The sequence below is a fragment of the Stenotrophomonas sp. HMSC10F06 genome (genome assembly GCF_001807865.1).
GTDB lineage: Bacteria > Pseudomonadota > Gammaproteobacteria > Xanthomonadales > Xanthomonadaceae > Stenotrophomonas > Stenotrophomonas bentonitica_A.
In genome coordinates this window covers 1-16,171 of the sequence record NZ_KV791278.1, presented here as the reverse complement: position 1 = coordinate 16,171, position 16,171 = coordinate 1, and the positions used below count along the sequence as shown (strand labels likewise).

Sequence of the window (16,171 nt, the reverse complement as noted above, 5' to 3'; positions counted from 1 at the left end):
CGCCGCCGGAGCCGGCCGATCCCGCCGACGTCGCGCCGCCCAGCATCGATACGCCGCCGCCGGTGCCCACCGACGTGGCGGGGGTGCCCGCGCCGCTGGCGGTGCCGCCCACGCCCGGTGCGCGCCCCGCGCAGGGCGACATCATTCCGCTGTACCGCTTCGAAACTGGCCTGTACTCGGTGGTGCCGCCGCTGCTGCGTGAGACCAGCCTGGCCAGCCTGGGCACCTTCCACGAACGCCAGGGCGAGCAGCGTCTGCTGGCCGGGCAGGGCGGCGTGCGCGCGGCCTGGGCGCGGCTGGTGGGGCAGAGCCACGAACAGCAGTGGGACGGCGACGCGCAGCCCGGCTTCGATGGCGACATCCAGGGCATCCAGGCCGGCCTGGACCTGTACGCCAACGCGACCGATACCCACCGCGACCAGTTCGGCGTGTTTGTCGGGCGCACCCGTGCGCAGGGCAACGTGACCGGTTTTGCGATCGGCTGGGAAAACGTTGCAGTGGGCCGCACGCGGCTGGATGACAAACACGTGGGCGTGTACTGGACCCGCGCCGGCAGCGCCGGTGGCTACCTGGACGCGGTGGTGATGCAGAGCCGCTACGACGGCGACGCAACCTCCTCGCGCGGGCTCGGCATCGACGTGCGTGGCGATGGCACTACCGCCTCGCTGGAAGTGGGCAAGCCGCTGCTGCGCTTCGGGCAGAGTGCGTGGTGGCTGGAGCCCCAGCTGCAGGTGATCTGGCAGCGCACGTCGGTGGACGATGCCGGCGACGCGGTGTCCGCGCTGCGCTTTGACAACGACAACGCCTGGACCGGACGCGTGGGCCTGCGCCTGGCTGCCGACTACGACATCGCCGGCAACGGCTGGCAGCCGTACATCAAGCTCAATTACTGGCAGACCCTGGACGGCGAAGACCGCATCGATTTCGATACCAACCGCATCCTCAACCAGCAGGATTCACGCGCGCTGGAAGTGGGCGTGGGCGTCGTTGCGCGCTACAACAGCACCGTCAGTGCGTTTGCGGTGGCCGATTACACGCGCGACCTGGAAAGCAGTGCGCAGAAGGAGCGCAAGGTGATCGAAGGCAATATCGGGCTGCGGCTGGACTGGTAGGGCGACGGCAGGCAGGAATCCGCGGCGGCACGCCGGACGCAATCGGCGCTGCCGACCGCGTTGTGGCGTGAGGCATCGCTGGTTATGCGAACGGCGCACTGTTCCGGCTGGCGGGTGCAGCGGTAAGCTGCAGCCTCTTCACTACAGGGATGTAGCGCGATGATCGCAGGACGTTGCGGGTGGTTGATGGTGGTCTTGGCAGCGGCAAGTGGCGCTGCAAACGCACAGGACGTACCCAGCGCCGAGGCACAGGCGCGGATCCTGGATCTGCTGCAGCAGCAGTCGCTGTATCGCGACCGCGTGGACTGGTCCAAGGCCCGCGCGGAGTTGGCGGCTGCGCGTGACCCGGTGCAGACGCGGCGGCTGCTGGACGATGTGATCCAGCGCAGCAGTGGCGGGCACGGGCGTTGGATATCGGCCAACCAGCAGCGCACGCAGTCGCAGCGCGCGCAGGCCACTCAAACCGCGATGGGTGCTGCGACCCCGCAGACAGATGACGCCCGCAGCGGACCGACAGCGCGTCTGGGGTGGATCAAGGTGGGCGCCTACATGGACGACAGAACGCAGTCGCAGGATATGCAGAAGCAGGCGCGCAAGCAGGCGGCCGTCGCGCTGCAGGCGCGCATCCAGGCGCAGGATGATGGTAATCGCTGTGGCTGGGTGGTCGACCTGCGCGGCAACAGTGGCGGCAACATGTGGCCGATGCTGTTGGGCATGGGCCCGTTGCTGGGCGATGCCAAGGGCGCTGATCCGGTGGGCATGTTCCTGCTGGCCGACAAACGCCAGCCGTGGGCGTACCGCGAGGGTGCGGTCTGGCTGGACGGCAAGGCGGTGGTCGGATCGCGCAACACGCAGTACACACTGCGCCACCCGGGCGCCCCGGTGGCCGTCCTGTTCGGGCCGCGCACTGCAAGTTCCGGCGAGGCATCGGTACTGGCCTTCCGCGGCCGGGCAGCGTCGCGCAGCTTCGGCCAGCCCAGTGCGGGCTATTCCACCGCCAATACCCCGCAGCGTCTGCCCGATGGCAGCCTGCTGCTGTTGACCGGCAGTGTGATCGCCGACCGCAACGGCGTCGGCGATGGCAACCGCCTGCAGCCTGACGTCACGGTGGGCGCAGGGCAGGACGCGGTCGCGGCGGCGCGCGAATGGCTGCTTGCGCAACCGGCCTGCAAACAGGCGGCTGCGCTGGCGGATACCCGCTGAAATCGGCTGTGCCGGACCGGCCCGACAGTGTGCGGGCCGGCACGGCGCAGACGTTCAACGCACCGCCGCAATCGCCCGCGTACGCGCTTTGGCCAGCGCTTCACCCACAGCCGGTCCCTTCAGGTGGGTGAGGTCCAGGTCGCGCGCTTGGATCGCCAGCGCCGCCTGGTGCAGGCGCGTGAGCGTTTCGCCCTGCGGATAATCGCTGTCTTCAAACCCCAGCCGGCCACGCTTGTCGGCCTCGCAGCACAGCGCGATCTGCGCGATCCGCTCCGGGCGGCGGAAGCCGTCGCAGCGGGCCAGCAGTTCCAGCACGGTGGCATCGCGCAGTTCGTCGATGCGGTGCACGTTGAGATGATCGCGGCAGACCGCTTCGGCCAACTGGCGGTGATCGACCGGCACCTTCAAGCGCTCGGCCAAGGCACGCAGCGGGGCCACCCCGCGCTGCTCATGCATGATGTGGCGCGGCCATTCCTCTGGCGGGGTCAGGCCCTTGCCGAGGTCGTGGGTCAGCGCGGCGAAGCCGATCAGGTCATCGCCCGGGGCCAGCTGCGCGGCCATGTCGCTGACCATTTCCTGGTGCACGCCGGTATCCACTTCGGGGTGGAACTCCGCGCGCTGCGGCACCCCATACAGTGCTTCCAGCTCGGGCAGGATCGGGCCCAGTGCATGGGCATCATGCAGCGTGCGCAGGAAGGCGGACGGCCGCGCGGAGGCGAGGGCGCGTCGCAGCTCCTGCCAGACACGTTCGGGCACCAGTGCCTCAAGCTCACCGCTGGCGGCGATCTGCTGCATAAGGGCCATCGTCTCCTCGGCCACGGTGAAGCCGAGCGGGGCGAAGCGCGCCATGAAGCGGGCCGCACGCAGCACGCGCAGCGGATCTTCGATGAAGGCCGGGCCGACGTGGCGCAGCACGCGTTGCTCGATATCCCGCACGCCGCCATAGGGATCCACCAACGTGCCGGTGGCCTCGTCGCAGGCGATGGCGTTGATGGTGAAGTCGCGGCGCTGCAGGTCTTCTTCCAGCGTCACCGACGGGTCCGCATCGACCACGAAACCGCGGTAGCCGCGTCCGGATTTGCGCTCGGTGCGGGCCAGCGCATATTCCTCGCCGCTGTCCGGATGCAGGAACACCGGGAAATCACGGCCCACGGCCTTGTAGCCCTGCGCTTCCATCTGCGCCTGGGTGGCCCCGACGACAACCCAGTCGCGGTCGCCGGGGGAACGCTGCAAGAGGCGGTCGCGCACGGCGCCGCCAACCAGATAGATTTTCATGTGCCCATGATGCCGCAGTGGACCAAGGCCACGCCAACCGGTTGGCATACCCGAGCCGGTCAGTCGCCACCCTTGTCGGCATTGGCTGCGCAGGCGAAGGTCTTGCGCTTGACCTGCAGGCGGCCGTTCATGCGGTCGGTCACCGGCAGCGCATCGCCGTTCAAGCGCCAGTCGTAGATCACGCTGAAGGCCAGGATGCGCGCGACGTACTCCCGGGTTTCCTTGTAGCTGATGGTCTCGATCCAGATGTCCGGATCGAACCCCGGGCGCTGCGACTGCCAGCGGGCGGTCGGGGTCGGGCCGGCGTTGTAGGCGGCGATGGTGACGTAGGGCAGGCCCTCGTACTTGTTCATCAGCTGGCGCAGGTAGGCGGTGCCGATGGCGATGTTGGTGTCCGGATCGTAGAGGCTGGCGGCACCACCGTAGTTGGTCAGGCCGATCGACTTGGCCACGGCCGCGCCGGTCGCCGGCAGCACCTGCATCAGGCCCATCGCGTTGGCGGGCGAGCGCGCCTTCGGGTTGAAGATGCTTTCGGCGCGGATCTCCGCGGCCACCCAGGCCGGGTCGATCGCGTTGCGCGCCGATTCGCGGCGGATGCTGTCATCGTGGTGCAGCGGGAAGCGCAGCGAATACAGGCGCTGCTCGTCCGGGGTCTTGCCGAGCGAGAACACCGCACGGTCGAACCAGCCGTTGTCGCGCGCCACTTCCACGGCCAAGCGACGCTGCGTGTTGTCGTAGCGGCTCAGCGCGTCGTTCCACTCGGCCACGGCCCAGCCGGCACGCTCGATCTTGAACAGTTCCATGGCCCGCACGATCGCCGGGTCACGGGCGACTGCCGCCTGCGCCTGGGCACTGTCATTGGGTTCCCACGGGCACAGCGTGTAGTTCTGGCCGAGCTGGTCGGCCGCCAGGAAGCCATGGAAGGTGGCCGCGCGGGCTGCCTCACGGAAGGCCGCCTGCGCTTCGCTGCGTTTGCCGGTCTTGTCCAGCATGCGCGCTTCGAAATAACGCCAGCGCGAGTCGGCCCGCTGGGTGGGGCCCATCTTGCGGATGGCGGTCAGTGCGGCTGGCCAGTCGCCGCGCGACAGCGCTTCGCGCGTGCGCCATTCGTGCAGGCGCTCGTCATACGCCGATTCGGGCACCGCATTGAGGCGACGGGCGGAGTCGGGACCGTACGAGGCGACCGTCCACAACGCGATCTGGTACAGCACCTGCGCGCGCTGCGCGGCGCTCAGCTGCAGGGCGTCGGCGTACTGCGGCAACTGCTGTTCGGTGGCTCCGGGATCGGCCTTGGCCAGCTTGGCCAGGCCATCGGTGGCGATGCGCCGGCTGCGCTCATTGCGTGGCCAGTTCAACGCGCTGGCGTTGGGCCTGTCGACGAAGGCGGCATAGGTGTTGGCCAACGCCAGGTCGGCAGCGGGCAGGCCGCGCGCGGCGCTGCGCATCACCGCCGGCTGCTGCTCATCGGCAGCGGCATCGATGCGCGCCCAGCGCAGTTCGGCGTTCATGCCGCCCTTGGCGTCCAGCACCGCGAACACCGGATCGCAGGCATCGGGCAGCGATTTGCCGGTACTGCGCCAGATCGCCTGCGCCTCGCTGACCCACTGCGCATCGGCCTTGCCGGTAGCCTGGCGTGCGTTGAGCTGGGCGCAGCGCAGGCCGACGTTGGTCGTGTCGGTCCAGTTGGCGAGCAGCGTCGGCCAATCCTGGCGCCGCGCCACCGCGGGCAGCCATACGTTGCGGAAGCTGGTGGCCACCGCCTGGCCGTTGTAGCGCTTCAGGAAATCCTGCGCCTGCACGTTGCTGACGGTATCGATGTTGCGCCGCAGGTTGGCGAATTCGACCCAGCCATACAGCGGGTGCCTGCTCAGTGCCGCCGCCTGGGCAGGATCGAACTGGCCGCGCTCGGCATTGTCGATCACGGCCTTGAGCTGCGCGCGCTGGGCATCCAGGTTCTGGGCATCGGCCACCGGGCTGACCCCGGTGCAGGCCAGCAGGACGGTCGCGCTGAAGAAATACAGGGGAAGTCGAGTCATGCCGGAAAGCATAACGGCGCGGGGTGAAAGGGAGTGAGGGCAAGCCGACTCGAGGATGAACAGCTGCCGCTTAGGCGCGCCATTCGCATCACCGTTCCATCGCTCCACGGGTGACCACGGACGTGGGAAGCACGTGCCGATCGCGATCCCACCGCATCATGGGCGGTGTAGCACGTGGATGCCCGTGCGGGCGACGTTCAACGGCTGCGCACTGAAGCCGATTCCGACGCGCTGGATGGCGCAAATGCCAAGGTTCCGGTCGCCACCCGAATCCTGGCATCAAGCGGATGGCGTTCGCGCAGCAGCGGCACGACGCCCGCCTTGGATGCCTTCAACGACCCTTGAAAACAGCGACATTTGCGTTCCTACGCGTCGCACGGGAGATGCCTCCATAGCTGGACCCTGCGCAGTCGGTTTTGTCGAATTCCCGTGAAAGCGAGGCGCACGTCACTCCTTCACATTTACAGGTTGTTTACAAAGGAGACGCTGCCGCCATGCAGGGGGCGCGGCAGCCCAGCCCGACATTCCTTTGGAGAGAGAGCGAATGAACAACCTGCATCACCGCCCGCTGGCGGTTGCCGTATCGCTGTGCCTGCTGCTGGCTGCGCCGGCCTTGGCCAGCGCGCAGGACGCGCCCCGCAGCACGACCGATCTGGACCGGGTGGAAGTGACCGGCAGCCGCATCAAGCGGGCCGAGGTGGAAGGGCAGGTGCCGATCCAGACCCTCACCCGCACCGAGATCGAACGTACCGGCCTGACCTCGATCGGCGATGTGCTGCAGCAGCTGACCGGCTCCGGTTCGGCGCTCAATGCGAAGTTCAATTCCTCGGGCAACTTCGGCTTCCCGCCGGATGGCAGCGGGGTGGGCGCGGGCTCGGCCCAGGTCGATCTGCGGCACCTGGGTGCCAAGCGCGTGCTGGTGCTGGTCGACGGCATCCGGTGGGTCAACGAATCCTCCGCCTCCGGCGTGGGCGCGGCGACAGACTTGAACACCATCCCGCTGGCCATCGTCGAGCGCATCGAAGTACTCGAAGACGGCGCGTCGTCGCTGTACGGCTCCGACGCCATCGCCGGTGTGGTCAACATCATCACCCGCCGAGAATTCGACGGCGCGCAGGTGACGATGAATTACGGCGAGTACACCAAGGGCGATGGCACCCAGAAGGGCGTGGACCTGGCCTGGGGCACCAGCGGTGACCGCTACACCCTGTTCCTGGGGGCGAGCTGGACCAAGCAGGACCCGGTGTATGCGCGCGATCGCGAGCAGTCGCGCTTCCCGATTCCCGGCACCGGGCTGGCCTTCGGCAGCGGTGGCATTCCGCAGGGACGCTTCTCTTTCGTCGACCCCAACACCGGTGCGAAGCAGGACATCGTGCCCAATACCGGCGTAAGCAGCCCGCGTTACGACGGCAGCGCCGGCTGCACCCGCAGCGATGACTACCACTGCTTCACCTCGGCCGACCGGTTCAACTTCGCCGAGTACAACATGGTGCTCACGCCGTCCGAGCGGAAGGGCATCTTCGGCCAGTTCCGCTTCGACCTCACCGATGACATCCAGTGGTACATCAAGGCACTGGGCAACCGTCGCGAGTCCACCAACCAGGCCGCACCGGAGCCGCTGTTCTTCGGGCCCGATGGCGCCACCGGTAATCCGCTGGCGGACAACATCGTCGTGTCCGGGCTCAATCCCTACAACCCGTTCGGCTTCGATCTGGTCGCCTCGGGCAACATGAGCCTGATCGGCCGTCGCCCGGTCGAAGGCGGCGCGCGCGTGTTCGAGCAGGAGGTCAATACCCAGTACTTCGCCACCGGCCTGGTCGGCCAGTTCCAGGCCGCCGACCGCAGCTGGTTCTGGGACCTCAACGGCATGTACAGCAAGAACAAGGCCGAGCAGACCAACTACGGCAGCTACGACATCTACAAGGTCAACATGGCGCTGGGTGATCCCGCGTTGTGTGCGGCCACGCCCGGCTGCGTACCGTTGAACATCTTCGGTGGCGTCGGCTCGATCACCCCGGAGATGCTGCGCTGGATCCAGCCGGTGGTGCGCGACCGCAGCCAGAACGAGTTGAGCCTGTTCACCGCCAACCTGAGCAGCGAACTGTTCACCCTGCCGGCCGGCCCGGTCTCCTTCGCCACCGGCTATGAATACCGCAAGTACGAGGGCCGCTACGATCCGGATCCGCTGACCGTTATCGGCCACTACAACGGCGTGCCGTCGTTGCCCACCTCCGGTTCCTACGATGTCAACGAGGCCTACCTGGAGCTGAGCGTGCCGATCTTCGCCAAGAGCGCGCTCGGCGAGAAGCTCGACCTGAGCCTGGCCGGTCGCTACTCGGACTACTCCACCTTTGGCGGCGAGTTCACCCCCAAGTACGGCCTGCGCTGGCAGGTGACCAATGACTTCGTGCTGCGCACCAGCTACGCCGAAGGCTTCCGCGCACCCTCCATCGGCGAGCTGTACGGCTCGGCCGCGCGCGCCGACCTGCAGCTGTTCGATCCCTGCTCGGTAGGGCTCGGCGGCACGCCGCCGCGCGGCAGTGCCGCCAACTGTGCCGCACTCGGCGTGCCGGGCGGCTTCCAGCAGGCCAACTCGCAGATATCGGTCACCACCGGCGGCAACGCGGAACTGGATCCGGAGCGCTCGCGCAGCTTCAGCGCCGGCTTCGTGTGGAGCCCGTGGTTCGGCAGCAACGCGTCCTGGTCGGAGCGCTTCGATGTCGAGGTGACGTTCTACCGTCACCACATCGAAGGTGCGATCCAGGCCATCAACGCGCAGACCCAGCTCGACCTGTGCGTGGATACGCTGGACCCGCTGTACTGCGACGGCATCACCCGTGCCGGCACCGGTGCGGTCAGCGGCTTCAACAACCGGCTGACCAACCTGGGGTCCATCAAGACCGATGGCTGGGACGTGGATCTGTTCTGGACCCTGCCGCAGACGGAGATCGGCCAGTTCAAGCTGGGCTGGCAGAACACCTTCGTCGGCCGCTATGAGGCCCTTGGTGCAGCGGGCCAGAAGCAGCCGCAAGGGCCCGGCGTGGAGGTGGCCGACAGCTCGATTCCGGAGTGGACCAGCAATGCCACGCTCAGCTGGAACCTGTCCAACTGGAATGCCTCCTGGACAGTGCGCCACATCTCCAAGCTCACCGAAGAGTGCGGCGACGTGGCCGCCTTCCCGATCTGCGGCAACCAGGCCGAGGGCACCAACGAACTGGCCGCGACCACCTTCCACGACATGCAGGTGGGCTACCGGTTCGACTGGATGAAGGGGCTGCAGCTCAGCGCCGGCCTGAACAACGTGTTCGACAAGGATCCGCCGATCTGCCTGTCGTGCTCGCTCAACGGGTATGACGCCTCGACCTACGACATCCCGCGCGGGCGCTACTGGTACCTGCGCGCGGACCTGCGGTTCTGATCGCAGGCTGATGAGAAGGTGACACACCGGGGCGCTGTGAGGCGCCCCGGTGGCGGCCTGCAGCCGCGCCGGTCAGGCCCCGCTGCGTGCGGGGACGGACAGATGCGTTGCGCACACCGGCCATCGCGCGTGCCTGGCATGCTGGGGCTGGCTGCGTCAGGCATCATGGGGAGCCGGCCAGCGGCCGGCACTACCTCTCCTGAACGGCATTGCCATGAACCTGCATACCTGGTGGATCTTCGCCGTCACCGTGTTCGTCCTGTGCGGCACGCCCGGCCCGAACATGCTGCACGTGATGACCCGCAGCGTGCGGGTCGGCTTCCGCCGCAGCATCGCGGCCATGGCCGGCTGCCTCACCGCGCTGGTACTGGCCCTGGCGATCTCCGCCGCCGGGCTGGGGGCGGTGCTCAAGGCGTCGCCGATGGTGTTCGATGTGCTGCGCTACGCCGGTGTGGCGTATCTGGTGTACCTGGGGATCAAGGCATGGCGCGGTGGCGATGCGCCGATCGACGTCGGCAGTACTACAGCGCTGGTCCCGAGCTCGCGTACCGTATTGTTCCGCGACGGCTTCATCATCGGGATCAGCAACCCCAAGCTGCTGCTGTTCGCCTCGGCGTTCCTGCCGCAGTTCGTCGATCTGACCCAGCCGCAGCTGCCGCAGTTCGTGATCCTGGTGGCGACCTTCGCGGTGATGGAGATGTTCTGGTACACGGTGTATGCCGCCGGTGGCCGCGGGCTGGCCGGTCATCTGGCCAAGCCGGGGCTGCGCAAGGTGTTCGACCGCGTGGTCGGCACGATCTTCATCGGATTTGGACTGGCGCTGCTGCGCGCCAGGCCGTGATGATCTGGCGCTGCGCGCGCGGCACTACCGGGGCCCGGCGATGCGCCGCCGCGCGTCCAATGCCCGGCGTGCAGAACGCAGAGAGCCGGGCAATGCCCGGCTCTCCGTTGTTGAAGCGATACGATCAAAGACCGGTCAGAACGACCAGTTGAAGGTGATCGAGCCATTGCGGCCGTCACCGTACGCGCCGTAGCCGTTGATCTGCGAGAAGTACGTCTTGTCCAGCAGGTTGTTGAGGTTGGCCTGCACGCTGAACGCCGGCGAGATGCGGTAGCGCACGAACGCGCTGACCAGCGCATAGCCACCCTGCTCGATACGGCCATAGGCCGGCACCGGATAGTAGATGCCGTTCTGCCAGTTGGCCCCGCCGCCGACCGTCAGCGCGCTCAGCGACTGCGGGGTGTAGCTGGTGAACAGCTTGATGGTGGTCTGCGGCAGGTTGGTGTTGATGTCCGCATCGTTGATGTCCTTGGCCACGTAGCGCGAGGCACCAAAGGTCGCGTTCCAGCCCGGCGCCAGTTCGCCGTTGAGCTCGAACTCGAACCCACGGCTTACCGTGCCGCGTGCGGCGATGTAGGCGAACTCACCCGGGCGGCTGGGGATCAGCTCGCTGGTGACCTGTGCCACGTTGTCCTGCTCGATGCGGAACGCAGCGACGGAGGCGTTCAGGCGGTTGTCGAACCACGCGCCCTTGACGCCGATTTCGTAGCTCTTGCCGTCCACCGGATCGAGGTAGCTGCCGCTGCGGTCGCGCGCCGTCTGCGGCTGGAAGATCTCGGTGTAGCTGGCGTAGGTGGAGTAGGTGTCGTTGATGTCGAACACCAGGCCGGCGTACGGAGTGGTGACCTTGTGCGAACGGTCATCGCCTTCACCTTCGCTCTTCCAGTCGGTGTAGCGCGCGCCCAGGATGAGCTTGAGCGGATCGGCCAGCGACAGGCGGGTGGCGACGTAGCCGGCTTTCTGGGTGATGGTGCCTTCGCTCTGCAGCGGCAGGGTGCCGACCCAGTTCGGTTCGGGGAAATCCGCCACACCGGCCAGATAGTTGTCCAGCGGCGCCCAGCCCATCTGGTAGTCGCCGTAGTTGGCGAACTCGCGCTTGTTGTAGCTCAGGCCGGCCATGAACTGGTGCTCGCGACCGAACAGCTGGAACGGACCTTCCACGAAGCCGTCCACCGCATTGACCTTGCGCTCGGTGTTGTAGAACCCTGCCGAGGGCGTAACGCCGGCGCCGGTGGTCTTGTCCAGCAGCGATGCGCCGCTGGTCCAGTCGTTGTAGGCCGGGTAGAACAGCTTGTCGTCGGCCTTGGTCGTGTCGTGCGTTGCGCCGAGCTTGACCTTCCAGTCATTGGCGAACGCATGCTCCAGCGTGGCGAACAGGCGCTTGCTGGTGGTGTCCCAATAGGTCCAGCGCGGGTTGGCGCTGAACGATTCGTCGAACGGGGTCGGGCTGCCATCGGAGAACAGCATCGGGAAACCACCCCAGGTCGCGCCGTTGGCGCGCTTCTGCTGGTAGTCGTAGCCCACGCTCAGCTGCGTGTCCGGGGTCAGGTCGGCGTCGATCACCGCATAGCCCAGCGTCTTGTGCTGGTCGTAGCGGTCCATCTGTGATTCGGTATCCAGGTAGCTGCCGATCACGCGCGCGCGCACCGAGCCGCTGGCGTTCAGCGGGGTGGTCACATCCACCGTGCTGCGGGTGCGGCCCCAGCTGCCGACGTTCACCGACACGCTGCCGGTCAGTTCGGCACTGTCGGCATGCTTGCGGATCAGGTTCACCGAGGCGGACGGGTTGCCGGCACCGCTGAGCAGGCCGGTGGCGCCACGCACCACTTCCACGCGGTCATACAGGGCCAGGTCCAAGCCGGAATCGCCGTAGCTCCAGTTCTGCACCATCTGGGTCGGCAGGCCGTCGAACTGATAGCTGTCGATGTAAAACCCGCGCGCGTAGAACTCGGTGCGCTCGGTATCGGACTGGGTGCTGCTGATGCCGGTGGTGTTGCCCAGCACGTCGATGATGTCATCCAGGTTCTGATCCTCGATGCGCTGGTGGCTGATGATGCTCACCGACTGCGGGATCTCGCGCGGGGCCAGATCGAAGCGGGTACCGGCCGAGGTCTTGCGGACCGAATAGCCTTCGGCGCGCTCGCCCTTGACCACGATCTTGTCCAGGGTGGTGGCGTCGGGGGCGGCGTCCTGCGCGAATGCGGGGGCGGCGGCGAGGGTGCACAACGCCAGCATCAATGCCTGCGGCAGCGGGCGACGGAGCATCGACGGGCGGGACAGCACGTGGGCGGAGCGGGTCATCGGCGTTTCCAGAAGGGCGGCAACGGGCATGGCCGGCGTCCTGGGTGGCCTGCGGCGGAGCGGGGGTGGGGGCAGGAAGCGGCTGGCGGGGGCGGTGACCCGGCGCGGGCTCGATAACTGTTCACGGGTGCGCATCCCTTGCGCGACCCGGGTCACACTATGGTAATGGCAATCATTCGCATCATCAACCGCATCGGTCATCGGCACCGATGCGCAAGGCCGGCGACTCCAGGCGCTCTCGTATTCATACTTCCCGCTGCCGAGCCTCCGCGGGCGCAGGCGCGCCTCGTGCGTCGCCGTAGCTATCCGCGCGCTGGGTTAACAGCCCCGTCGCTACCCTGAGCCTGCGCTGGGTGGACAGCCTGAGCCTCCGCGCGATTCGGCGGCCCCGCGCAGGCCAGGCCGCCTTCCTCCGCTGCAGGAGATGCCCATGGTCAGCAAGAATACGATCTGCCTCTGGTTCGACGGTACCGCGCTGGACGCCGCCACCTTCTACGCCGCCACCTTCCCGGACAGCGCGGTGCACGCGGTGCATCACGCACCGGGCGACTTCCCCTCCGGCAAGCAGGGGGACGTACTCACCGTCGATTTCACCGTCGCCGGCATTCCCTGCCTCGGGCTCAACGGCGGACCGGCGTTCAAGCACAGCGAAGCCTTCTCCTTCCAGATCGCGACCGATGACCAGGCCGAGACCGACCGGCTCTGGAACGCGATCGTCGGCAACGGCGGCGAGGAAAGCGCCTGCGGCTGGTGCCGCGACAAGTGGGGCCTGTCCTGGCAGATCACCCCGCGGGTATTGACCGACGCGGTGACCAGCAAAGACCCCGCCGTGGCCCGGCGCGCGTTCGAGGCGATGATGACCATGCGCAGGATCGACGTGGCGGCCATCGAAGCGGCGGTGAGGGGCTGAGACAACAGGCGCGGCGCGTTGCAGCGGACAGCAAGAACGATCAAATGGCGCGGCGCGCGCTGGGTTACGCTGCGGTCCCGTTCATCGGCATGGATCTGGCGGTATGGGTGCGGCACGCAGGGCCCTGTGGTACATCGAAAGCCACTTCGCTGAAAACCCGTCGCTGGCCGATATCGCCGGCGTGGTGGGGCTGTCGCCGTTCCATCTCTCGCGGCTGTTCCAGCTCAGCATCGGGACCTCGGTGGTGCGCTATCTGCGAGGCCGCCGGCTGACCCACGCCGCGCACCAGCTGGCGGCCGGGGCCGATGGCATTCTCGAGGTGGCCATTGCTGCCGGCTACGCCTCACACGCGGCCTTTACCCGCGCATTTTCCGAGCAGTTCGGACGTTCGCCCGAGCAGGTGCGCGAGCAGGGGCTGGCCGGCATGGTGTTGGTCGAGGCATTGAAGCTGATCGATCCCTCGACACCCTGCAGGATCGAACCCCATCGCGCGCACCGCGGTGCCCTGCGCGTGGCCGGCATCGGTGCACGCCATACCGCCGCGACCGTCGCATCGATTCCTTCGCAATGGCAGCGCCTGGACGAGGCGCATGGGTTGGGCGCGCAGATCGCCTACGGCGTGTGCGGCAACAATGACGCTGACGGCGGCTTTGACTACATCGCCGGCGTGGAGATCCGTGCCTCCGCGCCCGTGCCCTCCGGCTGGCAGGCGATCTCGATCGCGCCTCGCGAGTATCTGGTGGCCTGGCATGCCGGGCACATTTCCGCGATCCGCTCCACCTGGTTCTGGCTGTTGAATGACTATCTGCCGGCGTCCGGCCTGACCCTGGCCGACGCACCGGACCTGGAGCGCTACGACGCGCGCTTCGATGACCGCAGCGGCCACGGCGGGGTGGAGATCTGGCTGCCGCTGGCCGACACGTTGCACCTCAAGGAGATTGACCCATGCGAATGACCGCCCGTTGTTGTGCCGCGCTGCTGGCGCTGTGCCTGCCCCTGTTTGCCGCTGGGGCCGTGCCGCCCGTTGGCGAGCGGCACGGCGTTGCACATACGCCCAGTGCGGCCGTGCGCGATGCCGACCACCGCGACAACGTGCGCTACACCGTGTGGTACCCGGCCCAGCCCGATGCGCAGGAAACCGCGCTGACGATCGGCCCGCCGGGGGCGCCCTTGTTCGAGGTCGGTACGGCGGCCGCCGATGCCGCCATCGCCAAAGGACGCTGGCCGGTCCTGCTGCTCTCGCACGGCAACGGGGGCAGTGCCCGGATGATGGGCTGGTTCGGCACCGCGATGGCGCGGGCCGGATACGTGGTGATCGCAGTTGATCATCCCGGCAACAACGGGGTGGACCCGATGACCGAGGCCGCCAGCATCCTGATGTGGAACCGCGTGGATGACCTGGCTGCCGCGCTGGCCGCGGTGCAGGCCGACCCGGCGCTGGCCGCGGAGATCGATGCCACCCGGTTGGGCATCGCGGGCTATTCGGCCGGCGGGTTCACTGCCCTGGTCGCCGCGGGCGTACGCCCGGACGTGAAGCGGCTGCTGGCGTTCTGCCGCGCATATCCCGCCGATGGGGTATGCGCCCCGCAGGCGGAGAACCCGGCGCTGATGCTTGCCCGCCGGATGGCGGCTGCAGACACACCGGAACTGGCCCCATGGGTGGCCAAGGCCGGTGAGGATCGCGCCATCCCAGGCGTGGACGCCGTGTTCCTGATTGCGCCGGCCATGGTGCAGGCCTTCGCCCCGGAGGAACTGGAGAAGGTCACGCCGCCGGTCTCGATCATCGTCGGTGCAGCCGACACCGTGGCCTCGCCGGCCACCAACAGCGACGTGGCCGCTTCGGCACTTCCGAAGGCGACGCTGACCACCTTGCCGGCGGTGGGACACTACGACTTCCTGTCCAGCTGCACCGCTTTGGGCCAGACGCGCGTCGGCGCACTCTGCCAGGTGGCGGCCGACAAGCAGGCCACACACGGGGCCGCGATCACGGAAGCGACGGCATTGTTCGATGCTGCGCTGTCGGCCACGCGCTGACGCAGGTAGCTCCGCCCGGGCAACGTTCAGCGCCTTCCGAGCGCCGCACATCGAGCCCGCCGTCAGGGCCAGCAGCAAGGCGGCGTCGGCAGGCGATCCGCAATATCCTGTGCGCATGTCGACCTCCCGCCTCTCTACGTTCTTTCCCGCCCTGGCCGTGCTGGGCTCGGTCACCTCGCTGGCCGTCGGCACCTCGTATGCCAAACAGCTGTTCCCGCTGATCGGTGCGCAGGGCACCAGCGCACTGCGCGTGGGTTTCTCGGCGCTGGTGCTGCTGATGGTGTTCCGGCCGTGGCGCTGGACCACCTCGCGCGCGGATGCGGGGGCGATCTTCCGCTATGGCATCACGCTGGGGGTGATGAACCTGCTGTTCTACATGGCGCTGCGCACGATCCCGTTCGGCATCGCGGTGGCGATCGAATTCTGCGGGCCGCTGGCGGTGGCGATGTGGTCCTCGCGGCGGCCGGTCGATTTCGTCTGGGTCGGCTGCGCGCTGGTCGGGCTGTTGCTGCTGCTGCCGCTGGGCCATGGCGAGCCGCTGGACCCGGTGGGGGTGATGTTCGCGCTGGGCGCGGCGGTGTGCTGGGCGCTGTACATCATCTTCGGCAAGCGCGCCGGGCATCTGCCGGCCGGGCATACGGTCTCGCTGGGGCTGTGCGCGGCCGCGCTGGTGGTGGTGCCGGTCGGCGTGGCGCACGCGGGCATGGCGCTGCTGGAGCCGAGGATCCTGCTGTTCGGCCTGGGCGTGGCGATCGTCTCCAGCGCGATCCCGATGTCGCTGGAAATGATGGCGCTCAAGCGGCTGCCGAAAGAGACCTTCGGCATCCTGATCAGCATGGAACCGGCGGTCGCCGCGCTGCTGGCGATGGGGCTGCTGGCCGAGCACCTGACCCCGCTGCAATGGGCGGCGATCGGTTGCACGGTGGTGGCGTCGGTGGGCAGTACGTTGACTGCGAAACGGGCGGTGGTGCCGTTGCCCGGTGCGCCGGCGTAATCGCGCGCGATGGTATCGGTAGTGCCGGCCGCTGGCCGGCTCCTCAT

At 67.8% G+C, this 16,171-nt stretch carries 12 protein-coding genes; 9 read left to right on the top strand and 3 right to left on the bottom strand.

Translation table 11 applies throughout. The features are described 5' to 3' along the window. Both HMPREF3113_RS09415 and HMPREF3113_RS09410 read left to right on the top strand, forming a co-directional pair. A partial coding sequence (locus HMPREF3113_RS09415) for an autotransporter family protein (RefSeq protein WP_139146329.1) occupies positions 1-1,112 on the top strand: 1,112 nt, incomplete at its 5' end. 159 nt (positions 1,113-1,271) lie between these two features. Further along, a complete protein-coding gene (locus HMPREF3113_RS09410; RefSeq protein ID WP_070471860.1) occupies positions 1,272-2,315 on the top strand; it encodes a S41 family peptidase in 1,044 nt (347 codons plus the stop codon). A 54-nt stretch (positions 2,316-2,369) separates the two neighbouring features. Here HMPREF3113_RS09410 and HMPREF3113_RS09405 read toward each other — a convergent pair whose 3' ends face one another. Both HMPREF3113_RS09405 and HMPREF3113_RS09400 read right to left on the bottom strand, forming a co-directional pair. Continuing rightward, positions 2,370-3,590, bottom strand: coding sequence for a multifunctional CCA addition/repair protein (locus HMPREF3113_RS09405; protein WP_070471859.1), 1,221 nt, complete (start codon positions 3,588-3,590; stop codon positions 2,370-2,372). A 59-nt stretch (positions 3,591-3,649) separates the two neighbouring features. Then, positions 3,650-5,626, bottom strand: a complete 1,977-nt coding sequence (locus tag HMPREF3113_RS09400) for a transglycosylase SLT domain-containing protein (RefSeq protein WP_254665271.1) — start codon at positions 5,624-5,626, stop codon at positions 3,650-3,652. 174 nt (positions 5,627-5,800) lie between these two features. Between HMPREF3113_RS09400 and HMPREF3113_RS18785 the strand changes: the two genes are divergently transcribed. The 3 genes from HMPREF3113_RS18785 to HMPREF3113_RS09390 all read left to right on the top strand — a co-directional run bounded on the left by HMPREF3113_RS18785 (position 5,801) and on the right by HMPREF3113_RS09390 (position 9,885). Then, positions 5,801-5,971, top strand: a complete 171-nt coding sequence (locus HMPREF3113_RS18785) for a hypothetical protein (RefSeq protein WP_167390394.1) — start codon at positions 5,801-5,803, stop codon at positions 5,969-5,971. 199 nt (positions 5,972-6,170) lie between these two features. Further along, complete coding sequence (locus HMPREF3113_RS09395; protein WP_070471857.1) at positions 6,171-9,044, top strand: TonB-dependent receptor; 2,874 nt, start codon at positions 6,171-6,173, stop codon at positions 9,042-9,044. A 214-nt stretch (positions 9,045-9,258) separates the two neighbouring features. After that, positions 9,259-9,885, top strand: coding sequence for a LysE family translocator (locus tag HMPREF3113_RS09390; protein ID WP_070471856.1), 627 nt, complete (start codon positions 9,259-9,261; stop codon positions 9,883-9,885). Between the two features lie 135 nt (positions 9,886-10,020). Here HMPREF3113_RS09390 and fhuE read toward each other — a convergent pair whose 3' ends face one another. Continuing rightward, complete coding sequence (gene fhuE, locus HMPREF3113_RS09385) at positions 10,021-12,186, bottom strand: ferric-rhodotorulic acid/ferric-coprogen receptor FhuE (RefSeq protein ID WP_070471855.1); 2,166 nt, start codon at positions 12,184-12,186, stop codon at positions 10,021-10,023. 430 nt (positions 12,187-12,616) lie between these two features. On the opposite strand from fhuE, the gene HMPREF3113_RS09380 reads away from it, so the two are divergent. The 4 genes from HMPREF3113_RS09380 (at position 12,617) to HMPREF3113_RS09365 (ending at position 16,124) form a co-directional block, all read left to right on the top strand. Further along, positions 12,617-13,096 (top strand): VOC family protein, encoded by a 480-nt coding sequence (locus HMPREF3113_RS09380; RefSeq protein WP_070471854.1) that lies wholly within the window; start codon positions 12,617-12,619, stop codon positions 13,094-13,096. Between the two features lie 103 nt (positions 13,097-13,199). Then, a complete protein-coding gene (locus HMPREF3113_RS09375; protein WP_070471853.1) occupies positions 13,200-14,051 on the top strand; it encodes an AraC family transcriptional regulator in 852 nt (283 codons plus the stop codon). Then, positions 14,042-15,130, top strand: coding sequence for an alpha/beta hydrolase family protein (locus HMPREF3113_RS09370; protein ID WP_070471852.1), 1,089 nt, complete (start codon positions 14,042-14,044; stop codon positions 15,128-15,130). The genes HMPREF3113_RS09375 and HMPREF3113_RS09370 overlap by 10 nt, the downstream gene beginning before the upstream one ends. A gap of 115 nt (positions 15,131-15,245) precedes the next feature. After that, the gene (locus tag HMPREF3113_RS09365; protein ID WP_070471851.1) at positions 15,246-16,124 is read left to right on the top strand and encodes an EamA family transporter; all 879 of its coding nucleotides are present in this window, start codon (positions 15,246-15,248) and stop codon (positions 16,122-16,124) included. The last annotated feature ends 47 nt before the right edge of the window (positions 16,125-16,171 follow it).

Coding starts and splice junctions, on each gene's coding strand:
- HMPREF3113_RS09390 (WP_070471856.1), top strand. CDS start 9,259: ATGAACCTGCATACCTGGTGGATCTTCGCCGTCACCGTGTTCGTCCTG.
- HMPREF3113_RS09365 (WP_070471851.1), top strand. CDS start 15,246: ATGTCGACCTCCCGCCTCTCTACGTTCTTTCCCGCCCTGGCCGTGCTG.
- HMPREF3113_RS09400 (WP_254665271.1), bottom strand. CDS start 5,626: ATGACTCGACTTCCCCTGTATTTCTTCAGCGCGACCGTCCTGCTGGCC.
- HMPREF3113_RS09395 (WP_070471857.1), top strand. CDS start 6,171: ATGAACAACCTGCATCACCGCCCGCTGGCGGTTGCCGTATCGCTGTGC.
- HMPREF3113_RS09380 (WP_070471854.1), top strand. CDS start 12,617: ATGGTCAGCAAGAATACGATCTGCCTCTGGTTCGACGGTACCGCGCTG.
- HMPREF3113_RS09375 (WP_070471853.1), top strand. CDS start 13,200: ATGGGTGCGGCACGCAGGGCCCTGTGGTACATCGAAAGCCACTTCGCT.
- fhuE (WP_070471855.1), bottom strand. CDS start 12,186: ATGACCCGCTCCGCCCACGTGCTGTCCCGCCCGTCGATGCTCCGTCGC.
- HMPREF3113_RS09370 (WP_070471852.1), top strand. CDS start 14,042: ATGCGAATGACCGCCCGTTGTTGTGCCGCGCTGCTGGCGCTGTGCCTG.
- HMPREF3113_RS09405 (WP_070471859.1), bottom strand. CDS start 3,590: ATGAAAATCTATCTGGTTGGCGGCGCCGTGCGCGACCGCCTCTTGCAG.
- HMPREF3113_RS09410 (WP_070471860.1), top strand. CDS start 1,272: ATGATCGCAGGACGTTGCGGGTGGTTGATGGTGGTCTTGGCAGCGGCA.